We start from the raw sequence: 18,787 nt of genomic DNA on the forward strand, positions 1-18,787 counted from the left end.
GGGTTCCGCGCAGGCCCTAGGGGCACCAATAGACCGCCACGGGCACGCGTTGCTGGGTCAGCACGGCACGCACGGGATAGTCGACCGCCTCGCCCAGGCCCAGGCGCGCATCCGCAAGCAGGTGGCGCTTGGTCTCCCCTTCGATATGCAGGTAAAGCGCGTGCGTCTCGAGCAGGGCGGCGAGCGTGAAGGTGATGCGCGGCTCGCCCGCGCCGGGCGCGCGCATCGGCAGCACGCGGACGTGGCTGCCGGCGTCCAGCGCCTCGGGCAGGCGATCGCCGCCGGGAAAGAAGGAAGCGGTATGGCCGTCGTTGCCCATGCCCAGCACGACAGCGTCGAACGGCAGGGTGAGCGCGGCCATGCGGGCGCGCACCGTGGCGAGGCCAGCCTCCGGCGTGGGCGCATCGGCATACAGCGGAACGAAATGCGCGCTGGAAGCGGCGTGTTGCAACAGCGTCGCCTTGACCATGCCGGCGTTGGAGCGCTCGTGGCTTTCAGGCACCCAGCGCTCGTCGACCAGGGTGACCTGCACCTTCGACCACTCCACCGCTTCGCGCGAAAGCTTCTCGAAGAAATGCCGCGGCGTGCTGCCGCCGGATACGGCCAGCAAAGCAGTGCCGCGCGCGGCAATGCCTTCGCGCAGGCGGTCGGCGACGCGCTCGGCCAAGGCGGCGGCAAGCGCCTGGCATTCGGTGAAACTGTGCGTAGTGACGTTCAGCGTGGGGAGCATGGCGATGACGATGCGGGGCGTCGCGGTGGACAGGCACGCGAGCCGTGGAACAGGGAGGGTGGCAAGTCTAGGCAAGGCATCGCGACGCGCAGGTGAAACACCGGCGCATCGCGAGATGCCGCGTCATCAACCGGCCTACTCACTGTCCTCGTTCCAGGTACGACCGTCGCGCTCGATCAGCGCCACGGCTGCACTCGGGCCCCATGTGCCGGACGTATACGGGCGCGGCGTCTCGCCGCTGTCCGCCCACGCGGCGAGGATGGGATCGGCCCAGCGCCATGCCGCTTCCACTTCGTCGCGGCGCATGAACAGCGTGGGGTTGCCGCGCACCACGTCGAGCAACAGGCGCTCGTAGGCGTCGGGCTGCTGCACGCCGAAGGCTTCGGCAAAGCTCATGTCCAGCGGCACGTGGCGCAGGCGCAGGCCACCCGGACCCGGATGCTTGATGGTCAGCCACAGCTTGATGTCTTCGTCCGGCTGCAGTCGCAGCACCAGGCGATTCTGCGCAAGCACGCCGGCCGACGCATCGAAGATCGAATGCGGCACCGCCTTGAACACCACCACGATCTCGGACACACGCTCGGGCAGGCGCTTGCCGGTGCGCAGGTAGAACGGCACGCCGGCCCAGCGCCAGTTGGCGATCTCCGCCTTCAGTGCCACGAAGGTTTCGGTGTGGGATTTGCCGCCCGCCAGTTCGTCGAGGTATCCCGGCACGCTCTGCTTCTCGCCGACGCCGGCGCGGTACTGGCCGCGCACGGTGAGTTGCGCCGCGTTGCCCTCGTCGATGGGCTTGAGCGAGCGCAGCACCTTGAGCTTCTCGTCGCGCACGGCATCGGGCTGGAGCGAGGACGGCGGTTCCATCGCCACCATGCACAGCAACTGCAGGATGTGGTTCTGCACCATGTCGCGCAAGGCGCCTGCGCGGTCGTAGTACGCGCTGCGCTGGCCCACGCCCAGGGTTTCGGCCACGGTGATCTGTACGTGGTCGATGTGCTCGGCATTCCACAACGGTTCGAACAGCGCGTTGCCGAAACGCAGCGCCAGTAGATTCTGCACCGTTTCCTTGCCGAGGTAGTGGTCGATGCGGAAGGTCTGCGATTCGTCGAAGACGTGGCCCACCGCGTCGTTGATCTGGTTGGCGCTGGCCAGGTCGCGGCCGATCGGCTTTTCCAGCACGACGCGCGCCTTGCCCTTGTTGAGGCCATGGCCACCGAGCCGGTTGCAGATATCGACGAACAGTTCCGGCGAGGTCGACAGGTAGAACACGCGCACGTGCTCGGGTTGTTCGCCGATCAGCGCGGCGAAGTCGTCCCAGCCGTCGTCCTTGCGCGCGTCCAGCGAGCGGTAACCCACCAGGCGCAGGAACACGTCGACCTTGGCGGTGTCGCCGCCGCCCTCGAGCAGCGCCTTGCGGATCGTGGTGCGGTAACCGTCATCGTCCAGCCCTTCGCGGGCAATGCCGATGATGCGGCTGCTGTCGGGGATCTGTCCGTCGACAAAACGGTGGTACAGGGCGGGCAGCAGCTTGCGTACGGCGAGGTCGCCGGTACCGCCGAAAATGACCAGGTCGAAGGGCTCGACCGGTTGGGGAGAAGCAGTCACTTCAGTCACCTCAACGCCATGCGGGGAGTGACACGTGGCATGCATACCACGTGCAATGCCTGTTGATCGTACCAGTGACATACCAGACAAAACCAGTTCCCGGGCCTCACCCTGCGACATGGCTTGGCGTAACGATCTGCAAGCAAAACTGGTACCACTGCAAGGCCGCGCCACATCGGCCGATTGCAAGATTGGTATGGTCATTGGTATCGTTCGGGCATGGAAACCGCCCTCGTCAACGAATACCGCCGGCTCAGCCGCGACCCGGCCACCAGCCAGCCTCTGGCCTATCTGCGGCTGCGCCGGGCCATTCGCAACGTGGTGGAACACCGGGACATCGAACCCGGCCAGGCGCTGCCCAGCGAACGCGACCTGTCGCGCCTGCTGCAGTTGTCGCGGGTGACGGTGCGCAAGGCCATCGCCGGCCTGGTCGAGGAAGGCCTGCTCAACCAGCGCCACGGCGCCGGCACCTTCGTGGCCGAGCGCATCATCAAGCCGATGTCGCGGCTCACCAGCTTTACCGAAGACCTGCGGGCCCGCGGACTCAATCCGCGATCGGAATTCTTCGAACGCGGCGTGGGCGAAGTGACGCCGGAAGAATCCATGGCGCTCAATCTTTCGCCCGGCGTGCTGGTGGCGCGGCTGTATCGCGTGCGCTACGCCAAGGAAGAGCCCCTGGCGATCGAGCGCAGCGTGGTGCCGGCCAGCATCCTGCCCGACCCGATGATCGTGCACGACTCGCTGTACGAAGTGCTGGAAACCCTGGGCAGCCGCCCGCGCCGCGCGCTGCAGCGGTTGCGCGCGGTGTCGCTCGGTGCGCAGCAGGCGCGCCTGCTGCACGTGCCGGCCGGAAGCGCCGGCCTCAACATCGAACGCCGCAGCTTCCTCGACGACGGCCGCGTGGTGGAGTTCACCACCTCGTGGTATCGCGGCGACATCTACGATTTCGTCGCGGAACTTCAGACAGACTGACTTGCCAAGGTCCGCTGCGGCCGGCTGTTCGCGCTGTGGCAGGTGCCCGGGGAGCGATCATGTCCAGCGACCAGGATGTGGAAGGCGTCGTCCGCTTTCGCGCCGCCAGCGACGTGCCGACCACCGTCGACCGCCTGCGCCAGCTACTCGAGGCGCATGGCCTCACCATCTTCGCCCTCATCGACTTCAGCGGCGACGCCGCCCGTGCCGGGCTCAGCATGTGCCAGCAACAGATGCTCATCTTCGGCAACCCCAGGGGCGGCACGCCGCTGATGCAGGCCGCGCCAACGGTCGGGCTGGATCTTCCGCTGAAGGTGCTGGTGTGGGAGGACGCCCAGGGCGTCACCTGGGTGGGCTACAACGCACCCGAGTACATCGTGGCCCGCCATGGCCTGCCGCCTGCCATGGCGAGCGCTCTTGCGGGTGCCGTCGCCTTGTTGCGACAGGTCGCCGGCTGACGCCAGGGAGGTCAACGCTGTTCTGGCGCCACCGCTGCCACCGCAGTGACCAGTGCCGCGTGCGCGGCGAGGTCGACCGACTGATGCGTGACCTTGGTGGTCGCCGGGTATCGGCCCAGCGAGACTCCCGGCTTCCAGTCATGGGCCGGCCGCACCGGCCGCGGCGTGAAGCCGCCGCCGCAATTCGGGCAGACGTTGTGCAGCAGCTCCACGCAATCACGGCAGAAGGTGCACTCGAACGAGCAGATCATCGCCGCGGCGGATGACGGCGGCAGTGCCTTGTTGCAATGCTCGCAGGTGGGGCGAAGTTCCAGCATGGGGGACTCCCGGCGCAGGTTCGCGCGAATCATCGCACCGGCCTGCGGTCGCGCCCAGCGCAGTCCGGTGGCACGCTCGGCAGGCCTGTGCGACTGCGGCAGCGTCGATACAATGCGGCACCCCGTCCGCCATCGGGCAGATGGCTCCACGCGTGAGCGCTGGCGTTTCGCGCGCTGGAGCTCACCTCCCTTCGTGGCCTCATGCCAGCGACGGGCTTTTCATTGCCTCAGCCAAGGGCCTTTCATGATCTACGTGTTGATGAGCGTGGCCTGCAGTGTGCTGGTGTCGGTGCTGCTCAAGCTCGCGCGCCGCCTGGAGGTCGACGTGGGCCAGGCGATTGCCTGGAACTACGTGGCCACCAGTGCGCTGACCGCCATGGTGTTCCATCCGTCGCTCGACGTGCTGCGCAGCCCGCAGGCTCCCTGGCTCGGCTTCGTCGGTCTGGGCCTGCTGCTGCCGGTGATCTTCCTGGCCCTGGCTGCCTCGGTGCGCAGCGCGGGCATCGTGCGCACCGACGCGGCGCAGCGCCTGTCGCTGCTGATCTCGCTGCTCGCCGCCTTCGTGCTGTTCGGCGAGACGCTGAATGCGCACAGGGCTGCCGGCATCGCACTGGGCCTGCTCGCTTTGCTGTGCATGGTATGGAAGATCGATCAGCGCCAGGGCGAGAACGGTCGCCCCGGCTGGCTGTGGCCGCTGGTGGTCTTTGCCGGTTTTGGCGCCATCGACATCATGTTCAAGCGCATTGCCCTGGCGGGGACGCCCTTCGCGTCGTCGTTGCAGGCGATGTTCGCGCTGGCGCTGCTGGTCGCCTTTGCGCTGCAGCTCTGGCGCCGCTGGCATGACCGCGTGCGTTTCACCCTGCGCGACGCCGTGGCAGGCGCGCTGCTGGGCCTGGCGAACTTCGGCAACATCGTGTTCTACGTGCGCGGTCACCAGGCCTTGCCCGACCACCCTTCACTGGTCTTCGCCAGCATGAACCTCGGCGTGGTGGCGCTCGGCGCCGTGGTTGGCACGCTGGTGTTCCGCGAGCGCCTGAGCCTGGTAAACGCGCTGGGACTGGCCCTGGCCCTGGTCGCGATCGGCCTGATCGCGTGGGCGTGAGCGGCCAGGTCTCACGCGGGACCACAAATACGTCGACAGGGTGACTTCTGGGGTATGAAAGCGGCGGGCCACGCTGCCTAAGCTGGGCGCTTCGCGCATCTCGCGCCCGTCCAGAGGTCTCACCGTCATGCGCAAGCTCCGCCTCACGATTGCCCTTGCCGCGCTCACGCTCGGCACGAGCGCCTATGCCGCCGACAAGAACGACAAGGACCACAAGTCCGACGACAAGCCCGATGCGGCGCTGGTCAAGCCACAGTCGTCGGAGACCTCGGGTACGGTGAAGGTCGAAGGCAAGAGCATCGACTACAAGGCGGTGGCGGGCACGCTGGTGTTGCACGGCAGCGGCGACAAGGAAGGCGAGCCGCAGGTCAGCATGTTTTATACCGCCTATCTCAAGAAGGGTGCCGAGCCGGGCAAGCGCCCGATCACGTTCATTTACAACGGTGGCCCGGGTTCGGCCACGGTGTGGCTGCACATGGGCGCCTTCGGTCCCAGGCGCGTGGTGACCAGCGATGATTCGCACACGCCGGCTGCGCCCTATGGACTGGTCAACAACGACTACAGCCTGCTCGACGCCTCCGACCTGGTCTTCATCGACGCCCCGGGCGCCGGTTTCAGCCGCCTGATTGCCGACGAGGCCGACAAGGGCAAGCGCGACGAGCTGATGAAGGAGCGCAAGAAGCAGATCTACGGCGTCGACGGCGACGGTCATGCCTTCGCCCAGTTCATCTCGCAGTTCCTGTCCACCTACAACCGCTGGAACTCGCCCAAGTACCTGTTCGGCGAAAGCTACGGCACCACGCGCTCGGCCGTGGTGGCCAACATCCTGGAAAACGAGAACAGCGTCGACCTCAACGGCGTGATCCTGCTCTCGCAGATCCTCAACTTCGACACCAGCATCGATGGTGCCGCCAACAACCCCGGCGTGGACCTGCCGTATGTCGTGGGGCTGCCCACCTTCGCCGCCACCGCCTTTTACCACCACAGGCTGCCGCAGCAGCCCGCTGCACTCGAGCCGTTCCTGCGCGAAGTGGAGCAGTACGCGACCACCGAATACGCCTCGGCCCTGATGGCGGGCGTGCGGCTGGACGATGCGCGCAAGCAGGCGGTCGCCCAGAAGCTGCACCAGTACACCGGCCTGCCGGTGTCCTACCTGGTCAAGGCCAACCTGCGCGTCGACGGCGGCATGTTCGAGCATGAACTGCAGGCCGACGGCGACATCACCACCGGCCGCCTCGATAGCCGCTTCTCCGGTCCGTCGCTCGATCCGCTGAGCAAGGCGTCGGAATACGATCCGCAGTCCTCGGCCATCAGCTCGGCCTATGTCGCCGCCTTCAACGACTACGTGCGCCGCCAGCTGAAGTTCGGCGATGGCCAGACCTACCGCCTGTTCGCCGACATCGACCACTGGGAGTTCGCGCACAAGGCGCCGGGCGCCGTCGAGGCGCTGCAGCAGTCGACCAATGTGATGCCCGACCTGGCCACGGCGATGAAGACCAACCCGAACCTGCGCGTCTCCCTGCACGGCGGCTACTACGACCTGGCCACGCCGTACTACGCGGCCGACTACGAGATGCACCACATGCCGATCCCGGCGGCCCTGCAGAAGAACATCTCGTACGCGTGGTACCCGTCGGGACACATGGTCTACGCCCACGAGGACTCGCTCAAGCAGCTGCATGACAACGTGGCGCGCTTCATCGGCGAAACCGACAACGTCAGCAAGCATTGATCGTGCGGGCGCGGCGGTGTTCCGCCGCGCCTTCACGCCCGGCTGCGGTGGCCGGCGCTAGGCTCGCCCGACCCTTTCGCCGGAGATGCCCCGATGAGTACCGAAACCGTCGCCAAGCGCCTGGTCGCCATGTGCCGCCATGGCCAGTTCGAGGAAGCGCAACACGAGCTGTACGCCAAGGATGCAGTCAGCATCGAGCCCGAGGCCGCCGCGAACGGGCCGATGGGCAACGTGAAGGGGCTGGATGCGATCCTGGAGAAGGGCAAGCGTTTCCAGGCGGGTGTTGCCCAGTTCCACGGCGTCGAAGTGAGCGATCCGCTGGTGGCCGGCAACTGGTTCAGCGTCGTGATGACGCTGGATGTGACGATGAAGGAACACGGTCGCATCTCCATGACCGAGGTTTGCGTCTATCACGTCAAGGACGACAAGATCGTGCAGGAGCAGTTCTTCTACGACATGGGGTGAGTCGTCCCTGCCTGGACGGGAGGGCGTCGCCCAAACAAAAAGCCCCGCTTTCGCGGGGCTTTTCTACACGTACCGGCGTCGTGCTCAGTCGATGTCGAGGAACGAGCGCAGCTGCTCCGAGCGGCTCGGGTGACGCAGCTTGCGCAACGCCTTGGCCTCGATCTGGCGGATGCGTTCACGCGTGACGTCGAACTGCTTGCCGACCTCTTCCAGCGTGTGATCGGTGTTCATGTCGATACCGAAGCGCATGCGCAGCACCTTCGCTTCCCGCGGGGTGAGGCCGGCCAGCACGTCGCGCACGGTTTCCATCAGGCCCGTTTCGGTCGCCGACTCGATCGGCGAGGACGCGTTGGTGTCCTCGATGAAGTCGCCCAGGTGCGAATCTTCGTCGTCGCCGATGGGGGTTTCCATCGAGATCGGTTCCTTCGCGATCTTGAGCACCTTGCGGATCTTGTCCTCGGGCATCTCCATTTCCTTGGCCAGCTCTTCCGGCGTCGGCTCGCGGCCGAACTGCTGCAGCATCTGGCGGGAAATGCGGTTCAACTTGTTGATCGTCTCGATCATGTGCACCGGGATGCGGATGGTGCGCGCCTGGTCGGCGATCGAGCGCGTGATGGCCTGGCGGATCCACCACGTGGCGTAGGTCGAGAACTTGTAACCGCGGCGATATTCGAACTTGTCCACGGCCTTCATCAGGCCGATGTTGCCTTCCTGGATGAGGTCGAGGAACTGCAGGCCGCGGTTGGTGTACTTCTTGGCGATGGAGATGACCAGGCGCAGGTTGGCCTCGACCATTTCCTTCTTCGCGCGGCGAGCCTTGGCCTCGCCGATCGACATCGTGCGGTTGATTTCCTTGATGTCGGTCAGCGGCAGGAACAGCTGGCGCTCGATCGAGGCGAGCTTTTCCTGCTCGGCGTCGATCGCTTCCTTGTGGGTCTTGATGTTGGGCGACCACTTCTGGCGCTTGCGGCCCAGCTCGGCGGCCCACTCCAGGTTGCCCTCGTTGCTCGGGAACGCCTTGAGGAACTCGGCCTTGGGCATCTTCACGTGGCGCACGAAGATGTCCATCAGCACGCGCTCGTGGTGACGGATGTCGTTGACCACCTCGCGCAGCTTGCGCACGAAGCCGTCGATCAGCGCCGACGGCAGCTTGAGCTTGAGGAATTCCTCAGCCATCTGGTCGCGCAGCTTGACGATCTTCTTGTCGGTGATGTCGGTGGCCTTGGGGGCCGCCTTCTGGAATTTGACGTAGTAGTCGCGCAGCAGTTCCATGCGGCGCTTGACCTCTTCCGGGTCGGGACCGGTCGGGCCGGCTTCCTCGTCCTCGGTGGCGGCTTCTTCTTCCTCGTCGACTTCCTCGTCGACCGCGTCCAGTTCGGCCTCGGCCGCGGCGGCCTGGGCCGCGTCGGCGGCTTCCTCGAGGTCGGCGAAGCCGGCCAGGATCTCGCTGAGGCGGCGCTTGCCGTCCAGGTGCTGGTCGTATTCCTCGAGCAGCAGCTCGATGGTCAGCGGGAAGCTGGCAAGCGCGGTCTGCACCTGGCCCAGGCCTTCCTCGATGCGCTTGGCGATGGCGATTTCGCCTTCACGCGTCAGCAGCTCGACCGTGCCCATCTCGCGCATGTACATGCGCACCGGGTCGGTCGTGCGGCCCACCTCGGAGTCCACGGCCGACAGCAGGGCGACCGCTTCTTCGGCGGCGGCTTCGTCGTCGGTGGAAGCGCCCGGGGCGTTGTCCGAGAGCGGGTCCGAATCGGGCGCAGCGTCGTGCACCTCGATGCCGACGCCCTTGAGCACCGCCATGATGTCTTCGATCTGCTCCGGATCGACGATGTCGTCGGGCAGGTGGTCGTTGATCTCGGCGTAGGTCAGGTAGCCCTGCTCCAGACCCTTGGAAATGAGCGCCTTGATTTCAGACTGTTGCTCGGGAGCTTTGCTATTCATACCTACCGCCGCGTATGCAGGAACCGATCAGTATACCCATGTGATGCTTTTTTGACCAGTTTTCAAGTAAAGGAATCGGGACGGTCGACACGCAAAAATCGCGCCAAATAGGCATCTTGCGATGATTTTGTCGGAATGGGGGCGAGATGGCTGCATCGACCGGGGTCATGGCGTCTCCAGCCAGAAAGTGACCGGGCCATCGTTGACCAGATGGACTTTCATATGGGCGCCGAAGCGCCCGATTTCCACCCTCGGATGCGTCGCGCGCGCCAGCTCCACCAGGCGCTCGAACCAGCGCCGGCCCTCGTCCGGCGTGGCGGCGCCGGTGAAGCTTGGGCGCATGCCCGAGCGCGTGTCGGCGGCCAGGGTGAACTGGCTGACCAGCAGCAAGTCGCCACCGGTCGTGGCCAGCGAGAGGTTCATGCGGCCCTGCTCGTCGGGGAATACGCGGTAACCGAGCAACCGTTCCAGCAGGCGGCGCGTGCGTGGCTCGTCGTCGCCCGGCTGCACGGCGACCAGTGCGAGCAGGCCCGGCCCGATGGACCCCACCGTTTCCGGCGCGCCATCGGCATCTTCGACATCGACACGGGCGGACTGGACGCGCTGGATCAGGGCGATCATGGATGGGCGATGCTGGTGGTGAGGGGCAGATAGTAAATGGTCAGGCGGCGATGCCAAGGCCGCCAGCGGCCCGGGCTCTCACTCCTTGGCGTTTACCCTTTACCCTTCACCCCCTCATGCGATTCGACATCCTTCTCCTCTATCTCCTGCTGCGCCTGTTCGGACGGCTGCCGCTGCGCGTGCTGCACGGCATTGGCGCGGGCATCGGCCGCCTTTCCCTGTGGTGCCGCAGTGGCACCGCCCACAACACCGCGGTCAACCTGCGCATCGCGCGGCCCGACCTCGGCGAGCAAGCCCAGGCGGCCTTGCTGCGCACGGTCATGGACGAGAGCGGCAAGTCGGCCACCGAGATCGCCAGGATCTGGGGCAACGACGCCGAGCGCGCCCTCGACCTGGTGCGCGAGGTGCGCGGCGAAGCCTTGTTCGATGCCGCGCTGGCGGCCGGCAAGGGCGTGATCATCGCCGCGCCGCACCTGGGTTGCTGGGAGCTGCTCAACTACTGGCTATGCCGCAAGACGCCGATGGCGATCCTTTATCGGCCGCCACGCATCGCCGCCGTGGAAGGCCTGTTGCGCAAGGTGCGCGGTGCACTGGCGCCGGAACAGGTGCGCGCGGAGGGCGCGGGTGTGCGTACGTTGTACAAGCGCCTGGCTGCGGGCGGCACCGTCGGCATCCTGCCCGACCAGAAGCCGCGCGCCGGCGAAGGCGAAGTAGCGCCGTTCTTCGGTCGCGATGCGTTGACCATGGTATTGCTGCCGCGCCTCGCGGCACGCACCGGTGCCACCGTACTGTTCGCCCTGGCCGAGCGGCTGCCGCGCGGCGAGGGCTACCGCATCCATGTGCTGCCTGCACCCGACGGGCTGGCGGACACCGACGTGGCGGTGTCGTGCCGTGCGCTCAATCGTGGCGTCGAGCAGTGCGTGGAACTGGCCTTCGCGCAGTACCAGTGGCACTACAAGCGCTATTCCTCGGATACTTGGAAGAGCCCGTACGACTGAGCGCGGGCCCTGGGCGGTCACGCCCCCCCAGAGGAATCGCGTTCCACCCGGCGCAGAAACACCACCATCTCCTTCTCGGCCTGCTTGTCGCCGCGCGACTGTGCGGCAGCGATGCCTTGCCGCCATGCATCGGCGGCTCCGGTCTTGTCGTCCAGGGCGAGGCAGGCCTTGCCCAGCAGTTTCCAGGCGGCCGAATAGTTCGCGTCGAAGGCCACCGCTTGGCGCAGCTCCAGTGCAGCGGTGACCGCGTCGCCGGTCGCCAGCAGGGCATTGCCCAGCGAGAAGCGCAACAACGCGCCGTCGCGCGGACCGCCGCACTGCGCGCGCAGGTTGGCGATCAGGGTCTCGTTCATGGCCTCACTGCAGGGCGCGGAAGCGCCATTCGTCGACCTGGTAAACCCGGGTCGGATGCGCCGGCTCGGGCGGCACGCGGCCGGCGCGCAGCTCCGCCAGCGACCGGGCCGGCCAGATCACCACCCACGACGAACGGAATGGCTGCACCAGCAGCGGGTAACGCAGGTCGGTCGGCTGCAGCTTCTCGGGACGCGCAATCACCAGCCCATCGGGATGCTCGAGCGCGAACGTTTGCAGCTGTTCGCCCTCGCTCAGGCGCTCGATCGGCCGGGTGAGGCGGCCCTCGAAATGGAACTGGCCCTCGTAATTACCGACATAGCCGATGGCCCGGCCTTCGGCATCGGCCGCGCCGAGCAGGTGCGCCGACGGGCGCAGGTCGAAGTTCTGCCACATGGTCAGCGTGAACAGCGTATTGAGCGCCAGCGTGCCGACCAGGCCGGCGAAGGCGAGCCGGCGCATCTCACCGCGGCCGCGCAGCAGCAGCAGCGCGCCCAGCAGCACGAACACCACGCTGAAATAGCGGCTATAGCGCTGCGTATTGTCGAACCACTCGCCATGCAGCTCGTTGTGCGCCACCAGCACCGGCAGCACGAACAGGAACGCGCCGAACAGGATGCCGCCCACGCCCAGCGGCCAGGTGCCCAGCCAGGGCGTACTGGCCAGTGCGGGGCGCTGGTCGCGCAGCACCGCCACGGCACCGGCAAGCAGCAGTACGCCACCGGCGAATTCCGGCAGCGGGTAATACAGCTGCTTGCCGCTGATGAAGGAGAACACCAGCATCACCGGCAGCAGCCAGCACAGCGCGAAGCGGATGCCGTGGTCGAACGGTCGGCGCAGCGTGATCAGCGCGGCCCACGCGCGCGGCCAGCCGCTGAAGGGGAACAGCAGCGCCGGGACCATCGGTACGTACCACCAGAACGGACGGGCATGGTCGAACGCATTGACCACGCGCCCGGCGGTCTGGGTGAAGAACAGTCGCTGGCGATACGCCTCGCCACCGCTGAAGCCGGCGGGCAGCGCCCAGGCCAGCAACATCGCGCCACCCAGCAGGACCGACAGCACGCCGCGCCCGTACCAGCGCGCGCGGTTGTCGCGGGCCCAGTCGCTCCATAGCGGCCCCAGCAGCCAGGGGAAGGCGACGTGCAGCAGCATCACCGGGCCCTTGGTCAGCAGGCCCGCGCCGATGCACAGGCCGAACAGCAGCCAACGCGGCTCGGCGCGCTGCGGCCTGGGCGTCAGGCACAGCAAGGCGGCCAGTACCCAGACGGCCAGCAGCACCTCGTACATGATCTGCAGGCCGAACAGGAAGGCGTAGCCCAGCGCCAGCAGCATCCACGGCGAAGCCTTGGCCACCCAGGGGCGGCTGGGGAACAGGCGCTGCGCCAACAACGAGACCAGCACCAGCTCGGCGCCACCGAAGATCACCTCAAGCACGCGCGGCCAGACGTCATTGACGCCGAACACGAACCAGCCGGCATGGATCATCCAGAACAGCAAGGGCACCTTCTCGCTGTAAGGCTGGCCGTTGATATGCGGCACCAGCCAGTGCTGGTGGTTCCACATTTCCCATGCCACCGCCAGGGTGCGCGTGGAGTACAGCGGCATCGGCCCGTGCGAGAAAATCGCCAGCAAGGCCGCCAGGCCCCACAGGGGCAGCCATGGCCAGAGGGAGCGCAGGTATTCGGAGCGGCTGTAGCTGCTGGATGCCACGGGCAGTCTTCTTGATGAGTTGGGGCGATTCTAGCCCGAGCGGGTGCAGGCGGTGGCCCAGGTCGTCGTGACCAGGCCCCTCGCCATGCGAGAAGGATTTCTCCGTTCGCCGCTGCCTTAGCCCCTCTCCCGTCGGGAGAGGGGTTGGGGAGAGGGTGCGGGGCTTGCGCAACCTTCAACGGTTCGCTTCGCCCGAACCCTCATCCGGCTACCGCCACCTTCTCCCGAAGGGAGAAGGATTCCTTCGACGGGGACAGCGTCAGCCCCTCTCCCCTTGGGAGAGGGGTTGGGGTGAGGGTACGAGGCTTGCGCAACCTTCAACGGGTCGCTTCGCCCGAACCCTCATCCGGCTACCGCCACCTTCTCCCGAAGGGAGAAGGATTCCTTCGATGGGGACAGCGTCAGCCCCTCTCCCCTTGGGAGAGGGGTTGGGGAGAGGGTACGAGGCTTGCGTAACCTTCAACGGCTCGCTTCGCCCGAACCCTCATCCGGCTACCGCCACCCTCTCCCGATGGGAGAAGGATTCCTTCGTTCCACGCTACCCGTCAGGCCGGACCCCAATACCCGATCCGTCGCCGGATCTTCAGCTTCCGCCAGAAGTTCCAGGGCTTGCGCCGGCGGTTGCGGCCGCCTGCGGCGATGAAGGTGTCGATGGCCTGCAGCACGCGTTCGCTGGAGTGGCCGTCGCGGTAGGGATGGATGGCGTCGCCGTACTCGCGGATGGCCTGCATCAACTCCGGTGGCCGCGCCAGCGCGCGCTCGATCGCCGGCTCGAACTGCGATGCCTCGTGGATATCGATCAGCTGCGGGCCCGGGCGGCGGTTCTTGAAGGTCACCACCGGCTTGCCGGTGAGCAGGAACTCGTTGAGCGCGGACGAGGTGTCCGAGCACATCATGTCCACCTGGGGGAACAGCTCCAGGATATTGTCGTTCTCGGCGAACGCGAGGTATTCGTTCTGCAGCGCCTTGTACCTGGCGACGGTGTCCGGGTTCATCTTCGGGTGGAAGGTGACGATCCAGCGCCAGCGGCCGTCACGCGAAAGCCGCTTCACCTCCTCGTACAGCGTCTCGGCGGCGCTCCACGACGGCGAGAACGTCGAGTGGTAAAGGATCACCGGCGGCTGGCGCACCGGCGGGATCGGTCCGCTGATCTCGCGCATGAAGGGGTCGAGCTTGGGGAAGCCGGTTTCGATGACGGAGAAATGGCCGACGCGATCGGCGATTTCGGTGAACTTCGCCGTATCGCGCGGTCCGGTCGTGCAGTACAGGTCGAAGAAGCCGCGCACGTAGATGTGCCGCGGCTTGCCGGCGTCGAAGCCGTGGAAGGTTTCCACTTTCACGCCCGGGAAGAAGTGCGGCACCGCGTTGCTCGACGTGATCACCGCACGGGGCTGCCACGCGCGCACTTCCTGCACGGACAACAGGCGCTCGCCTTCCACCAGGTCTTCCGCGCCGGGACCGTCGAAGAACCAGGCGGCCTCGTCGCCGCGTGCGCGGATCGCGTCCTGGATCGGCCGCAGGATGGCCAGCGCGTAGCGCTCGGAGCCGTAGAGAAGGTAGTGCTGCCTGCTCATCGATCGATGCCGTGCCGGACCAGGGCATCGGTCGCGCTGTCCAGCGAGGCCGGATTGCGGCGCATTTCGTAGTAGCGCATGCGCTTGTAGGCCGCATAGGAGGCCCCGGTCTGGGCGATCACGAAGCCACGCCAGCCGTCGAGGAAGCCCAGCCGGAACAGGTAGTCCTTGATGAAGGAGAGCAGGTACACGAACGGCGTCTGCCACATGCGCACCGGCTTGTCCTTCTCCAGCCAGTCGCGGCACTTGAGTTCGGCGTAGCGCAACACCTTGATCTGCTTCTGCGGCAGGCTCGGGTTGTTCTCGTGGTTGAACGGGGCCTTCAGCAGCACGGACGGCCCGTCGAAACGCAGCGACTCGTGCACGCGTGCGTCGGTCCAGCGGGCCCGGTCGCGATGGAACAGCCGCGCCATCTTTTCGCCCACCGACGGCAAGTACCAGCGCATGGGCGCGCCCATGAAGATGGTGGCGCGGCGCAGGTAGGCGACGCAGATGTCACTGGCCATCAGTTCCGCCAGGCGCTGCTCCAGTTCGCTGGCCAGCGCCGGCGAAAGGTATTCGTCGGCGTCCAGTGCGAGGATCCAGTCGTGCTGGCATTGGGTCGTGGCGAAATTGCGCTGCGGACCGAAGCCCAGCCACGGCTGCTGCACCACCCGGGCGCCGTGCGCCTGGGCGACGGCCACGGTGTCATCGGTGCTGCCGCTGTCGATCACCAGCTTCTCGGCCGCAAACGGCACGCTGTCGAGGCAGCGTCCGATGGCGTTCGCCTCGTTGTGGGTGATGACCACGAGGGTGAGGGGAAAGGTAGGCATGGCGTGAATTCTAGCCGTATTTGGCCGGCTTACCGTGCGCTTGACGGTACCCCGGCCTGGCCCGCAGGGGCGCCGTGGTCGGCTCTTTTTCAGCTGCGGGTGTGCACTATGTTGCTGACAAAGGCGTCGCCAGGCCACAGACTATTGGAGGCATCGGCGCCGGATGTGCCGCACGGGGGCGGTATCCCCGGGGGCCGCAACGACGATCGAAGCAAGCAGGCAGTATGGAACGCAGAGCGACCCCGTTGAACGCAAATGTTGAGCCGCGCAGTCGCGAGATCGGACGCTGGATCGTCGGGGTCGGCATTGCCTGGATGATGCTCGGCATGGCCATCATGCCGGCCGGTGCGTCGTTCAATCCGGGCAAGGCCTACCAGGCCAGCCTGATCCTGTTGCTGTACCTGCCGGCGCTGGTCCTGGCTTTTTCGGCGCGTGCGCGTGTGTGGCGCCAGCTGTGGCCATTGCCGGCATTCCGCGTGTTCCTGCTGTTGCTGGCCTGGGCCATGGCGTCCCTGGTCTGGGGCACGCTGTCGCGTCCCGGCGACGGTGTCGGGCGCATGCTCAGCGTGCTGGCCTTCGTGCTCGGCTGGCATGGCTTTGCCGCCGACGAGGCCTCGCGCATCCGCACGCTGCTGCTGGCGGTCGGCGTGGGCCTGGCCGCCTGCGCCGGCTTCTATTGCGTCAGCTTCCTCATTGCGCCGGGTGTCGACAACCGCATCGTCGGCGGCGGAACCATCGCCACCTCCAACTATGCCGCGGCCATGATGGGCGCCGTGGCGCTGTGGCTGAGCCAGCTCGACCTCCGTGAGCGCCGCTGGTGCGTGCTTCGCTATGCGGCGATGGCCGTGCTGTTCGTGTTCGTCGGCCTGACCCAGACGCGCAACGTCTGGCTGGCCCTGTGCGTCACCGTGATGCTGATGCCGCTGTGGCGGTCGGAGCGGCGCTATCGCTGGTTCGCCGCCGGCGTGCTGGCGAGCATCGCGCTCGCCTTGCTGTGGCGGTCGTCATGGCTGATGGAGCGCGGCATGTCGCTGCGCCCGGAACTGTTCGCGCAGTCGCTGCACCTGATTGCCCAGCGGCCGTGGCTCGGCCTCGGGGAGGGCGTCCACTTCACCTTGATGGTGTATGGCCAGCCGTATACCCATACGCATAACCTGCTGACCCAGATGACGGTTGAGCTGGGCATCCCGGGCCTGCTGCTGACGGTGGCAATGTGGCTGATGGTCGCCTGGCAGGGCTGGCGGCATCGCGGCCTCATGCAGGGGCGGGTCGTGCTGGCGATCTGGGTATATGCCTCGGTCGTGCTGCAGTTCGACATGCCGCAGATGCTGGACAGTCCGCGCCCGACCTGGCTGCTGGTGTGGATGCCGTTTGCGCTGGCGCTGGGCCTGGCCTGGCGGGCGCGCTGGCAGGGCCAAGCAACTCCTCTCCAATAAAACTAAAGTACCCCGACGCGGAACGGGGACTCGGGGGCTTCACGATGAACAAGGTGCTGGTAACCGGTGGTGCGGGATTCCTCGGCTCGCATCTTTGCGACCGGCTGCTGAAAGATGGCCACGACGTCCTGTGCGTCGACAACTTCTTCACCGGCAGCAAGCAGAACATCGCCCACCTGCTCAGCCACCCCTACTTCGAGCTGATGCGCCACGACGTGACGTTTCCGCTCTACGTCGAAGTCGACCGCATCTTCAACTTCGCCTGCCCTGCCTCGCCCGTGCACTACCAGCACGACCCCGTGCAGACCACCAAGACCAGCGTGCATGGCGCGATCAACATGCTGGGCCTGGCCAAGCGCACGGGTGCGCGCATCCTGCAGGCTTCCACCAGCGAGGTGTACGGCGACCCCGAGGTGCATCCGCAGCGCGAGGACTACTGGGGCCGCGTCAATCCCATCGGCATCCGCAGCTGCTACGACGAGGGCAAGCGTTGCGCCGAGACACTGTTCTTCGACTACCACCGGCAGAACGCGCTCGACATCAAGGTGGTGCGCATCTTCAACACCTATGGGCCGCGCATGCATCCCAATGACGGCCGCGTGGTGAGCAACTTCATCGTGCAGGCGCTCCGGGGCGAGGACATCACCATCTATGGCGACGGCAGCCAGACGCGCAGCTTCTGCTACGTCGACGACCTGATCGACGTGATCGTGCGCATGATGAACAGCGAGGCCGGCTTCACCGGGCCCGTGAACATCGGCAACCCGGTCGAGCACACCATGCTGCAACTGGCCGAGAAGGTGCTGCAGCTGGTGGGCGGCCGGTCCCGGCTGGTGTTCCGCCCGCTGCCATCGGACGATCCGCGCCAGCGCCAGCCCGACATCGCGCTGGCCAGGCAGAAGCTTGGCTGGGAGCCGCGCGTGAGCCTCGAGGACGGGCTGGGCGAGACGATTGCGTACTTCCGCAAGCTGCTCGGCGCCGGAGCGTGACCATGAAGGCTGGGGTGAGCTTCAGCGTCATCATCACCAACTACAACTACCGCGACTACGTAGGCGTGGCGGTCGAGAGCGTGCTGGCGCAGACACGCGCCGCCGCCCAGGTCATCGTGATGGACGATGGCTCCACCGACGGCTCGGCCGCCTGGCTGGCGGAACACTACGGCGACGATCCGCGCGTGACGCTGCGCTGCGTGAGCAATGGCGGCCAGCTGTCCGCCTTCGTCAAGGGCATGGACGGCGTGACCGGCGACGTGGTCTGTTTCCTGGACGCCGATGATCACTGGGGCAAGGACTACCTCGCCCGCATCGGCGAGCTGTACGACGCGCGCCGGGACCTCGACTTCGTGTTCACCGACGTCAGCCTGTTCGGCAACGAGGAGGGCATCATCGGCTATGCCGACCGCGCAACCGACCTGGGCTACACCGCCATCAGCACCTGGGTGACCGCGTACTGGTACGGGGCGGCCACTTCCGCCCTGTCGATGCGACGCCCCTGGGCCCAGCGCGCGCTGGACCTGCCGGCGGCGTTCCTGCACAGCTGGCGCATCTCCGCCGACAACTGCCTGGTGTTCGGCAGCAGCCTGCTCGGTGCGCGCAAGTACTTCCTGCCGACGGGCCAGGTGCACTACCGCGTGCATGGCGCGAACGGCTGGTGGCACGCCCGTCACCGCGAGAACCAGTTCGCGAACCTGTTCCGCTCGCGCAGCCTGATCAACCACTACGCCAGCCAGATGCATATGGACGTCCATACGCTGGACCTGGCCAAGGCGGAATTCCGCAGCAAGCCCGCGCCGGGCATGGACGAAGCATGGCGTTACGCCCGCATCGCCTTGCGCCGCGGCAGCGCTGGCTGGCCCAAGCGCGTGGAACGCGCCATCTCGATCCTGCGCCATGGCCTGCGACAGAAGCGCGCTGCGGGAGCGGCACCATGAAGCCTGACGACGCAGGTCGCCCATGAGCATCGC

At 66.6% G+C, this 18,787-nt stretch carries 18 protein-coding genes; 9 read left to right on the forward strand and 9 right to left on the reverse strand.

Translation table 11 applies throughout. The features are described 5' to 3' along the window. Positions 1 to 16: 16 nt before the first annotated feature. Together pgl and zwf are read right to left on the reverse strand one after the other, a co-directional pair. A complete protein-coding gene (gene pgl / locus ACXU4B_RS15205; protein ID WP_131410988.1) occupies positions 17 to 730 on the reverse strand; it encodes a 6-phosphogluconolactonase in 714 nt (237 codons plus the stop codon). A gap of 135 nt (positions 731 to 865) precedes the next feature. Beyond that, entirely contained in the window at positions 866 to 2,332 is a 1,467-nt protein-coding gene (gene zwf / locus ACXU4B_RS15210) for a glucose-6-phosphate dehydrogenase (RefSeq protein ID WP_131410986.1), read from the reverse strand. Positions 2,333 to 2,551: 219 nt separating this feature from the next. On the opposite strand from zwf, the gene ACXU4B_RS15215 reads away from it, so the two are divergent. Both ACXU4B_RS15215 and ACXU4B_RS15220 read left to right on the forward strand, forming a co-directional pair. Next, entirely contained in the window at positions 2,552 to 3,304 is a 753-nt protein-coding gene (locus tag ACXU4B_RS15215) for a GntR family transcriptional regulator (RefSeq protein ID WP_131410984.1), read from the forward strand. Between the two features lie 59 nt (positions 3,305 to 3,363). Continuing rightward, positions 3,364 to 3,762 carry a DUF302 domain-containing protein gene (locus ACXU4B_RS15220; protein WP_131410982.1) on the forward strand — a complete coding sequence of 133 codons (399 nt, stop codon included), beginning with the start codon at positions 3,364 to 3,366 and terminating at the stop codon, positions 3,760 to 3,762. A gap of 11 nt (positions 3,763 to 3,773) precedes the next feature. On the opposite strand, the gene ACXU4B_RS15225 is transcribed toward ACXU4B_RS15220, so the two are convergent. After that, positions 3,774 to 4,079, reverse strand: a complete 306-nt coding sequence (locus ACXU4B_RS15225; protein WP_131410980.1) for a DUF1272 domain-containing protein — start codon at positions 4,077 to 4,079, stop codon at positions 3,774 to 3,776. Between the two features lie 244 nt (positions 4,080 to 4,323). Here ACXU4B_RS15225 and ACXU4B_RS15230 point away from each other — a divergent pair, with 244 nt between their 5' ends. The 3 genes from ACXU4B_RS15230 (at position 4,324) to ACXU4B_RS15240 (ending at position 7,378) form a co-directional block, all read left to right on the forward strand. Further along, a complete protein-coding gene (locus tag ACXU4B_RS15230; protein ID WP_131410978.1) occupies positions 4,324 to 5,181 on the forward strand; it encodes an EamA family transporter in 858 nt (285 codons plus the stop codon). A 127-nt stretch (positions 5,182 to 5,308) separates the two neighbouring features. Continuing rightward, positions 5,309 to 6,913, forward strand: coding sequence for a S10 family peptidase (locus tag ACXU4B_RS15235; protein WP_131410976.1), 1,605 nt, complete (start codon positions 5,309 to 5,311; stop codon positions 6,911 to 6,913). A 93-nt stretch (positions 6,914 to 7,006) separates the two neighbouring features. Next, positions 7,007 to 7,378, forward strand: coding sequence for a nuclear transport factor 2 family protein (locus ACXU4B_RS15240; protein WP_131410973.1), 372 nt, complete (start codon positions 7,007 to 7,009; stop codon positions 7,376 to 7,378). Between the two features lie 84 nt (positions 7,379 to 7,462). Here the strand turns inward: ACXU4B_RS15240 and rpoD are convergent, their stop codons facing one another. Continuing rightward, entirely contained in the window at positions 7,463 to 9,319 is a 1,857-nt protein-coding gene (gene rpoD, locus ACXU4B_RS15245) for an RNA polymerase sigma factor RpoD (RefSeq protein WP_131410970.1), read from the reverse strand. 165 nt (positions 9,320 to 9,484) lie between these two features. Further along, positions 9,485 to 9,940 carry a D-aminoacyl-tRNA deacylase gene (gene dtd / locus ACXU4B_RS15250; RefSeq protein ID WP_131410968.1) on the reverse strand — a complete coding sequence of 152 codons (456 nt, stop codon included), beginning with the start codon at positions 9,938 to 9,940 and terminating at the stop codon, positions 9,485 to 9,487. A 116-nt stretch (positions 9,941 to 10,056) separates the two neighbouring features. Between dtd and ACXU4B_RS15255 the strand changes: the two genes are divergently transcribed. Next, entirely contained in the window at positions 10,057 to 10,938 is an 882-nt protein-coding gene (locus ACXU4B_RS15255) for an LpxL/LpxP family acyltransferase (protein WP_131410965.1), read from the forward strand. A 17-nt stretch (positions 10,939 to 10,955) separates the two neighbouring features. Here the strand turns inward: ACXU4B_RS15255 and ACXU4B_RS15260 are convergent, their stop codons facing one another. The 4 genes from ACXU4B_RS15260 to ACXU4B_RS15275 all read right to left on the reverse strand — a co-directional run bounded on the left by ACXU4B_RS15260 (position 10,956) and on the right by ACXU4B_RS15275 (position 15,388). Beyond that, positions 10,956 to 11,291 carry a hypothetical protein gene (locus ACXU4B_RS15260; protein WP_131410963.1) on the reverse strand — a complete coding sequence of 112 codons (336 nt, stop codon included), beginning with the start codon at positions 11,289 to 11,291 and terminating at the stop codon, positions 10,956 to 10,958. Positions 11,292 to 11,295: 4 nt separating this feature from the next. Continuing rightward, positions 11,296 to 13,002, reverse strand: coding sequence for an ArnT family glycosyltransferase (locus ACXU4B_RS15265; protein ID WP_131410961.1), 1,707 nt, complete (start codon positions 13,000 to 13,002; stop codon positions 11,296 to 11,298). Between the two features lie 545 nt (positions 13,003 to 13,547). Further along, entirely contained in the window at positions 13,548 to 14,576 is a 1,029-nt protein-coding gene (locus ACXU4B_RS15270; RefSeq protein ID WP_131410959.1) for a CDP-glycerol glycerophosphotransferase family protein, read from the reverse strand. After that, on the reverse strand, positions 14,573 to 15,388 hold the full coding sequence (locus ACXU4B_RS15275; protein ID WP_131410957.1) for a glycosyltransferase family 2 protein: 816 nt from the start codon (positions 15,386 to 15,388) through the stop codon (positions 14,573 to 14,575). The genes ACXU4B_RS15270 and ACXU4B_RS15275 overlap by 4 nt, the downstream gene beginning before the upstream one ends. 245 nt (positions 15,389 to 15,633) lie before the next feature. Between ACXU4B_RS15275 and ACXU4B_RS15280 the strand changes: the two genes are divergently transcribed. The 3 genes from ACXU4B_RS15280 to ACXU4B_RS15290 are packed head-to-tail and all read left to right on the forward strand — an operon-like array spanning position 15,634 to position 18,754. Further along, positions 15,634 to 16,824: an O-antigen ligase family protein gene (locus ACXU4B_RS15280; protein ID WP_165583205.1), complete on the forward strand. Its 1,191-nt coding sequence runs from the start codon at positions 15,634 to 15,636 to the stop codon at positions 16,822 to 16,824. Positions 16,825 to 16,868: 44 nt separating this feature from the next. Further along, positions 16,869 to 17,813 (forward strand): UDP-glucuronic acid decarboxylase family protein, encoded by a 945-nt coding sequence (locus tag ACXU4B_RS15285; RefSeq protein WP_131410954.1) that lies wholly within the window; start codon positions 16,869 to 16,871, stop codon positions 17,811 to 17,813. Between the two features lie 2 nt (positions 17,814 to 17,815). Beyond that, the gene (locus ACXU4B_RS15290; RefSeq protein ID WP_131410952.1) at positions 17,816 to 18,754 is read left to right on the forward strand and encodes a glycosyltransferase family 2 protein; all 939 of its coding nucleotides are present in this window, start codon (positions 17,816 to 17,818) and stop codon (positions 18,752 to 18,754) included. Positions 18,755 to 18,787 lie beyond the last annotated feature (33 nt).

This window comes from Dyella soli (assembly GCF_054482295.1).

Excerpts from the sequence above, each read along its gene's own strand:
- pgl (WP_131410988.1), bottom strand. The coding sequence starts at position 730 with ATGCTCCCCACGCTGAACGTCACTACGCACAGTTTCACCGAATGCCAG.
- ACXU4B_RS15215 (WP_131410984.1), top strand. The coding sequence starts at position 2,552 with ATGGAAACCGCCCTCGTCAACGAATACCGCCGGCTCAGCCGCGACCCG.
- ACXU4B_RS15220 (WP_131410982.1), top strand. The coding sequence starts at position 3,364 with ATGTCCAGCGACCAGGATGTGGAAGGCGTCGTCCGCTTTCGCGCCGCC.
- ACXU4B_RS15225 (WP_131410980.1), bottom strand. The coding sequence starts at position 4,079 with ATGCTGGAACTTCGCCCCACCTGCGAGCATTGCAACAAGGCACTGCCG.
- ACXU4B_RS15230 (WP_131410978.1), top strand. The coding sequence starts at position 4,324 with ATGATCTACGTGTTGATGAGCGTGGCCTGCAGTGTGCTGGTGTCGGTG.
- ACXU4B_RS15235 (WP_131410976.1), top strand. The coding sequence starts at position 5,309 with ATGCGCAAGCTCCGCCTCACGATTGCCCTTGCCGCGCTCACGCTCGGC.
- ACXU4B_RS15240 (WP_131410973.1), top strand. The coding sequence starts at position 7,007 with ATGAGTACCGAAACCGTCGCCAAGCGCCTGGTCGCCATGTGCCGCCAT.
- rpoD (WP_131410970.1), bottom strand. The coding sequence starts at position 9,319 with ATGAATAGCAAAGCTCCCGAGCAACAGTCTGAAATCAAGGCGCTCATT.
- dtd (WP_131410968.1), bottom strand. The coding sequence starts at position 9,940 with ATGATCGCCCTGATCCAGCGCGTCCAGTCCGCCCGTGTCGATGTCGAA.
- ACXU4B_RS15255 (WP_131410965.1), top strand. The coding sequence starts at position 10,057 with ATGCGATTCGACATCCTTCTCCTCTATCTCCTGCTGCGCCTGTTCGGA.
- ACXU4B_RS15260 (WP_131410963.1), bottom strand. The coding sequence starts at position 11,291 with ATGAACGAGACCCTGATCGCCAACCTGCGCGCGCAGTGCGGCGGTCCG.
- ACXU4B_RS15270 (WP_131410959.1), bottom strand. The coding sequence starts at position 14,576 with ATGAGCAGGCAGCACTACCTTCTCTACGGCTCCGAGCGCTACGCGCTG.
- ACXU4B_RS15275 (WP_131410957.1), bottom strand. The coding sequence starts at position 15,388 with ATGCCTACCTTTCCCCTCACCCTCGTGGTCATCACCCACAACGAGGCG.
- ACXU4B_RS15285 (WP_131410954.1), top strand. The coding sequence starts at position 16,869 with ATGAACAAGGTGCTGGTAACCGGTGGTGCGGGATTCCTCGGCTCGCAT.
- ACXU4B_RS15290 (WP_131410952.1), top strand. The coding sequence starts at position 17,816 with ATGAAGGCTGGGGTGAGCTTCAGCGTCATCATCACCAACTACAACTAC.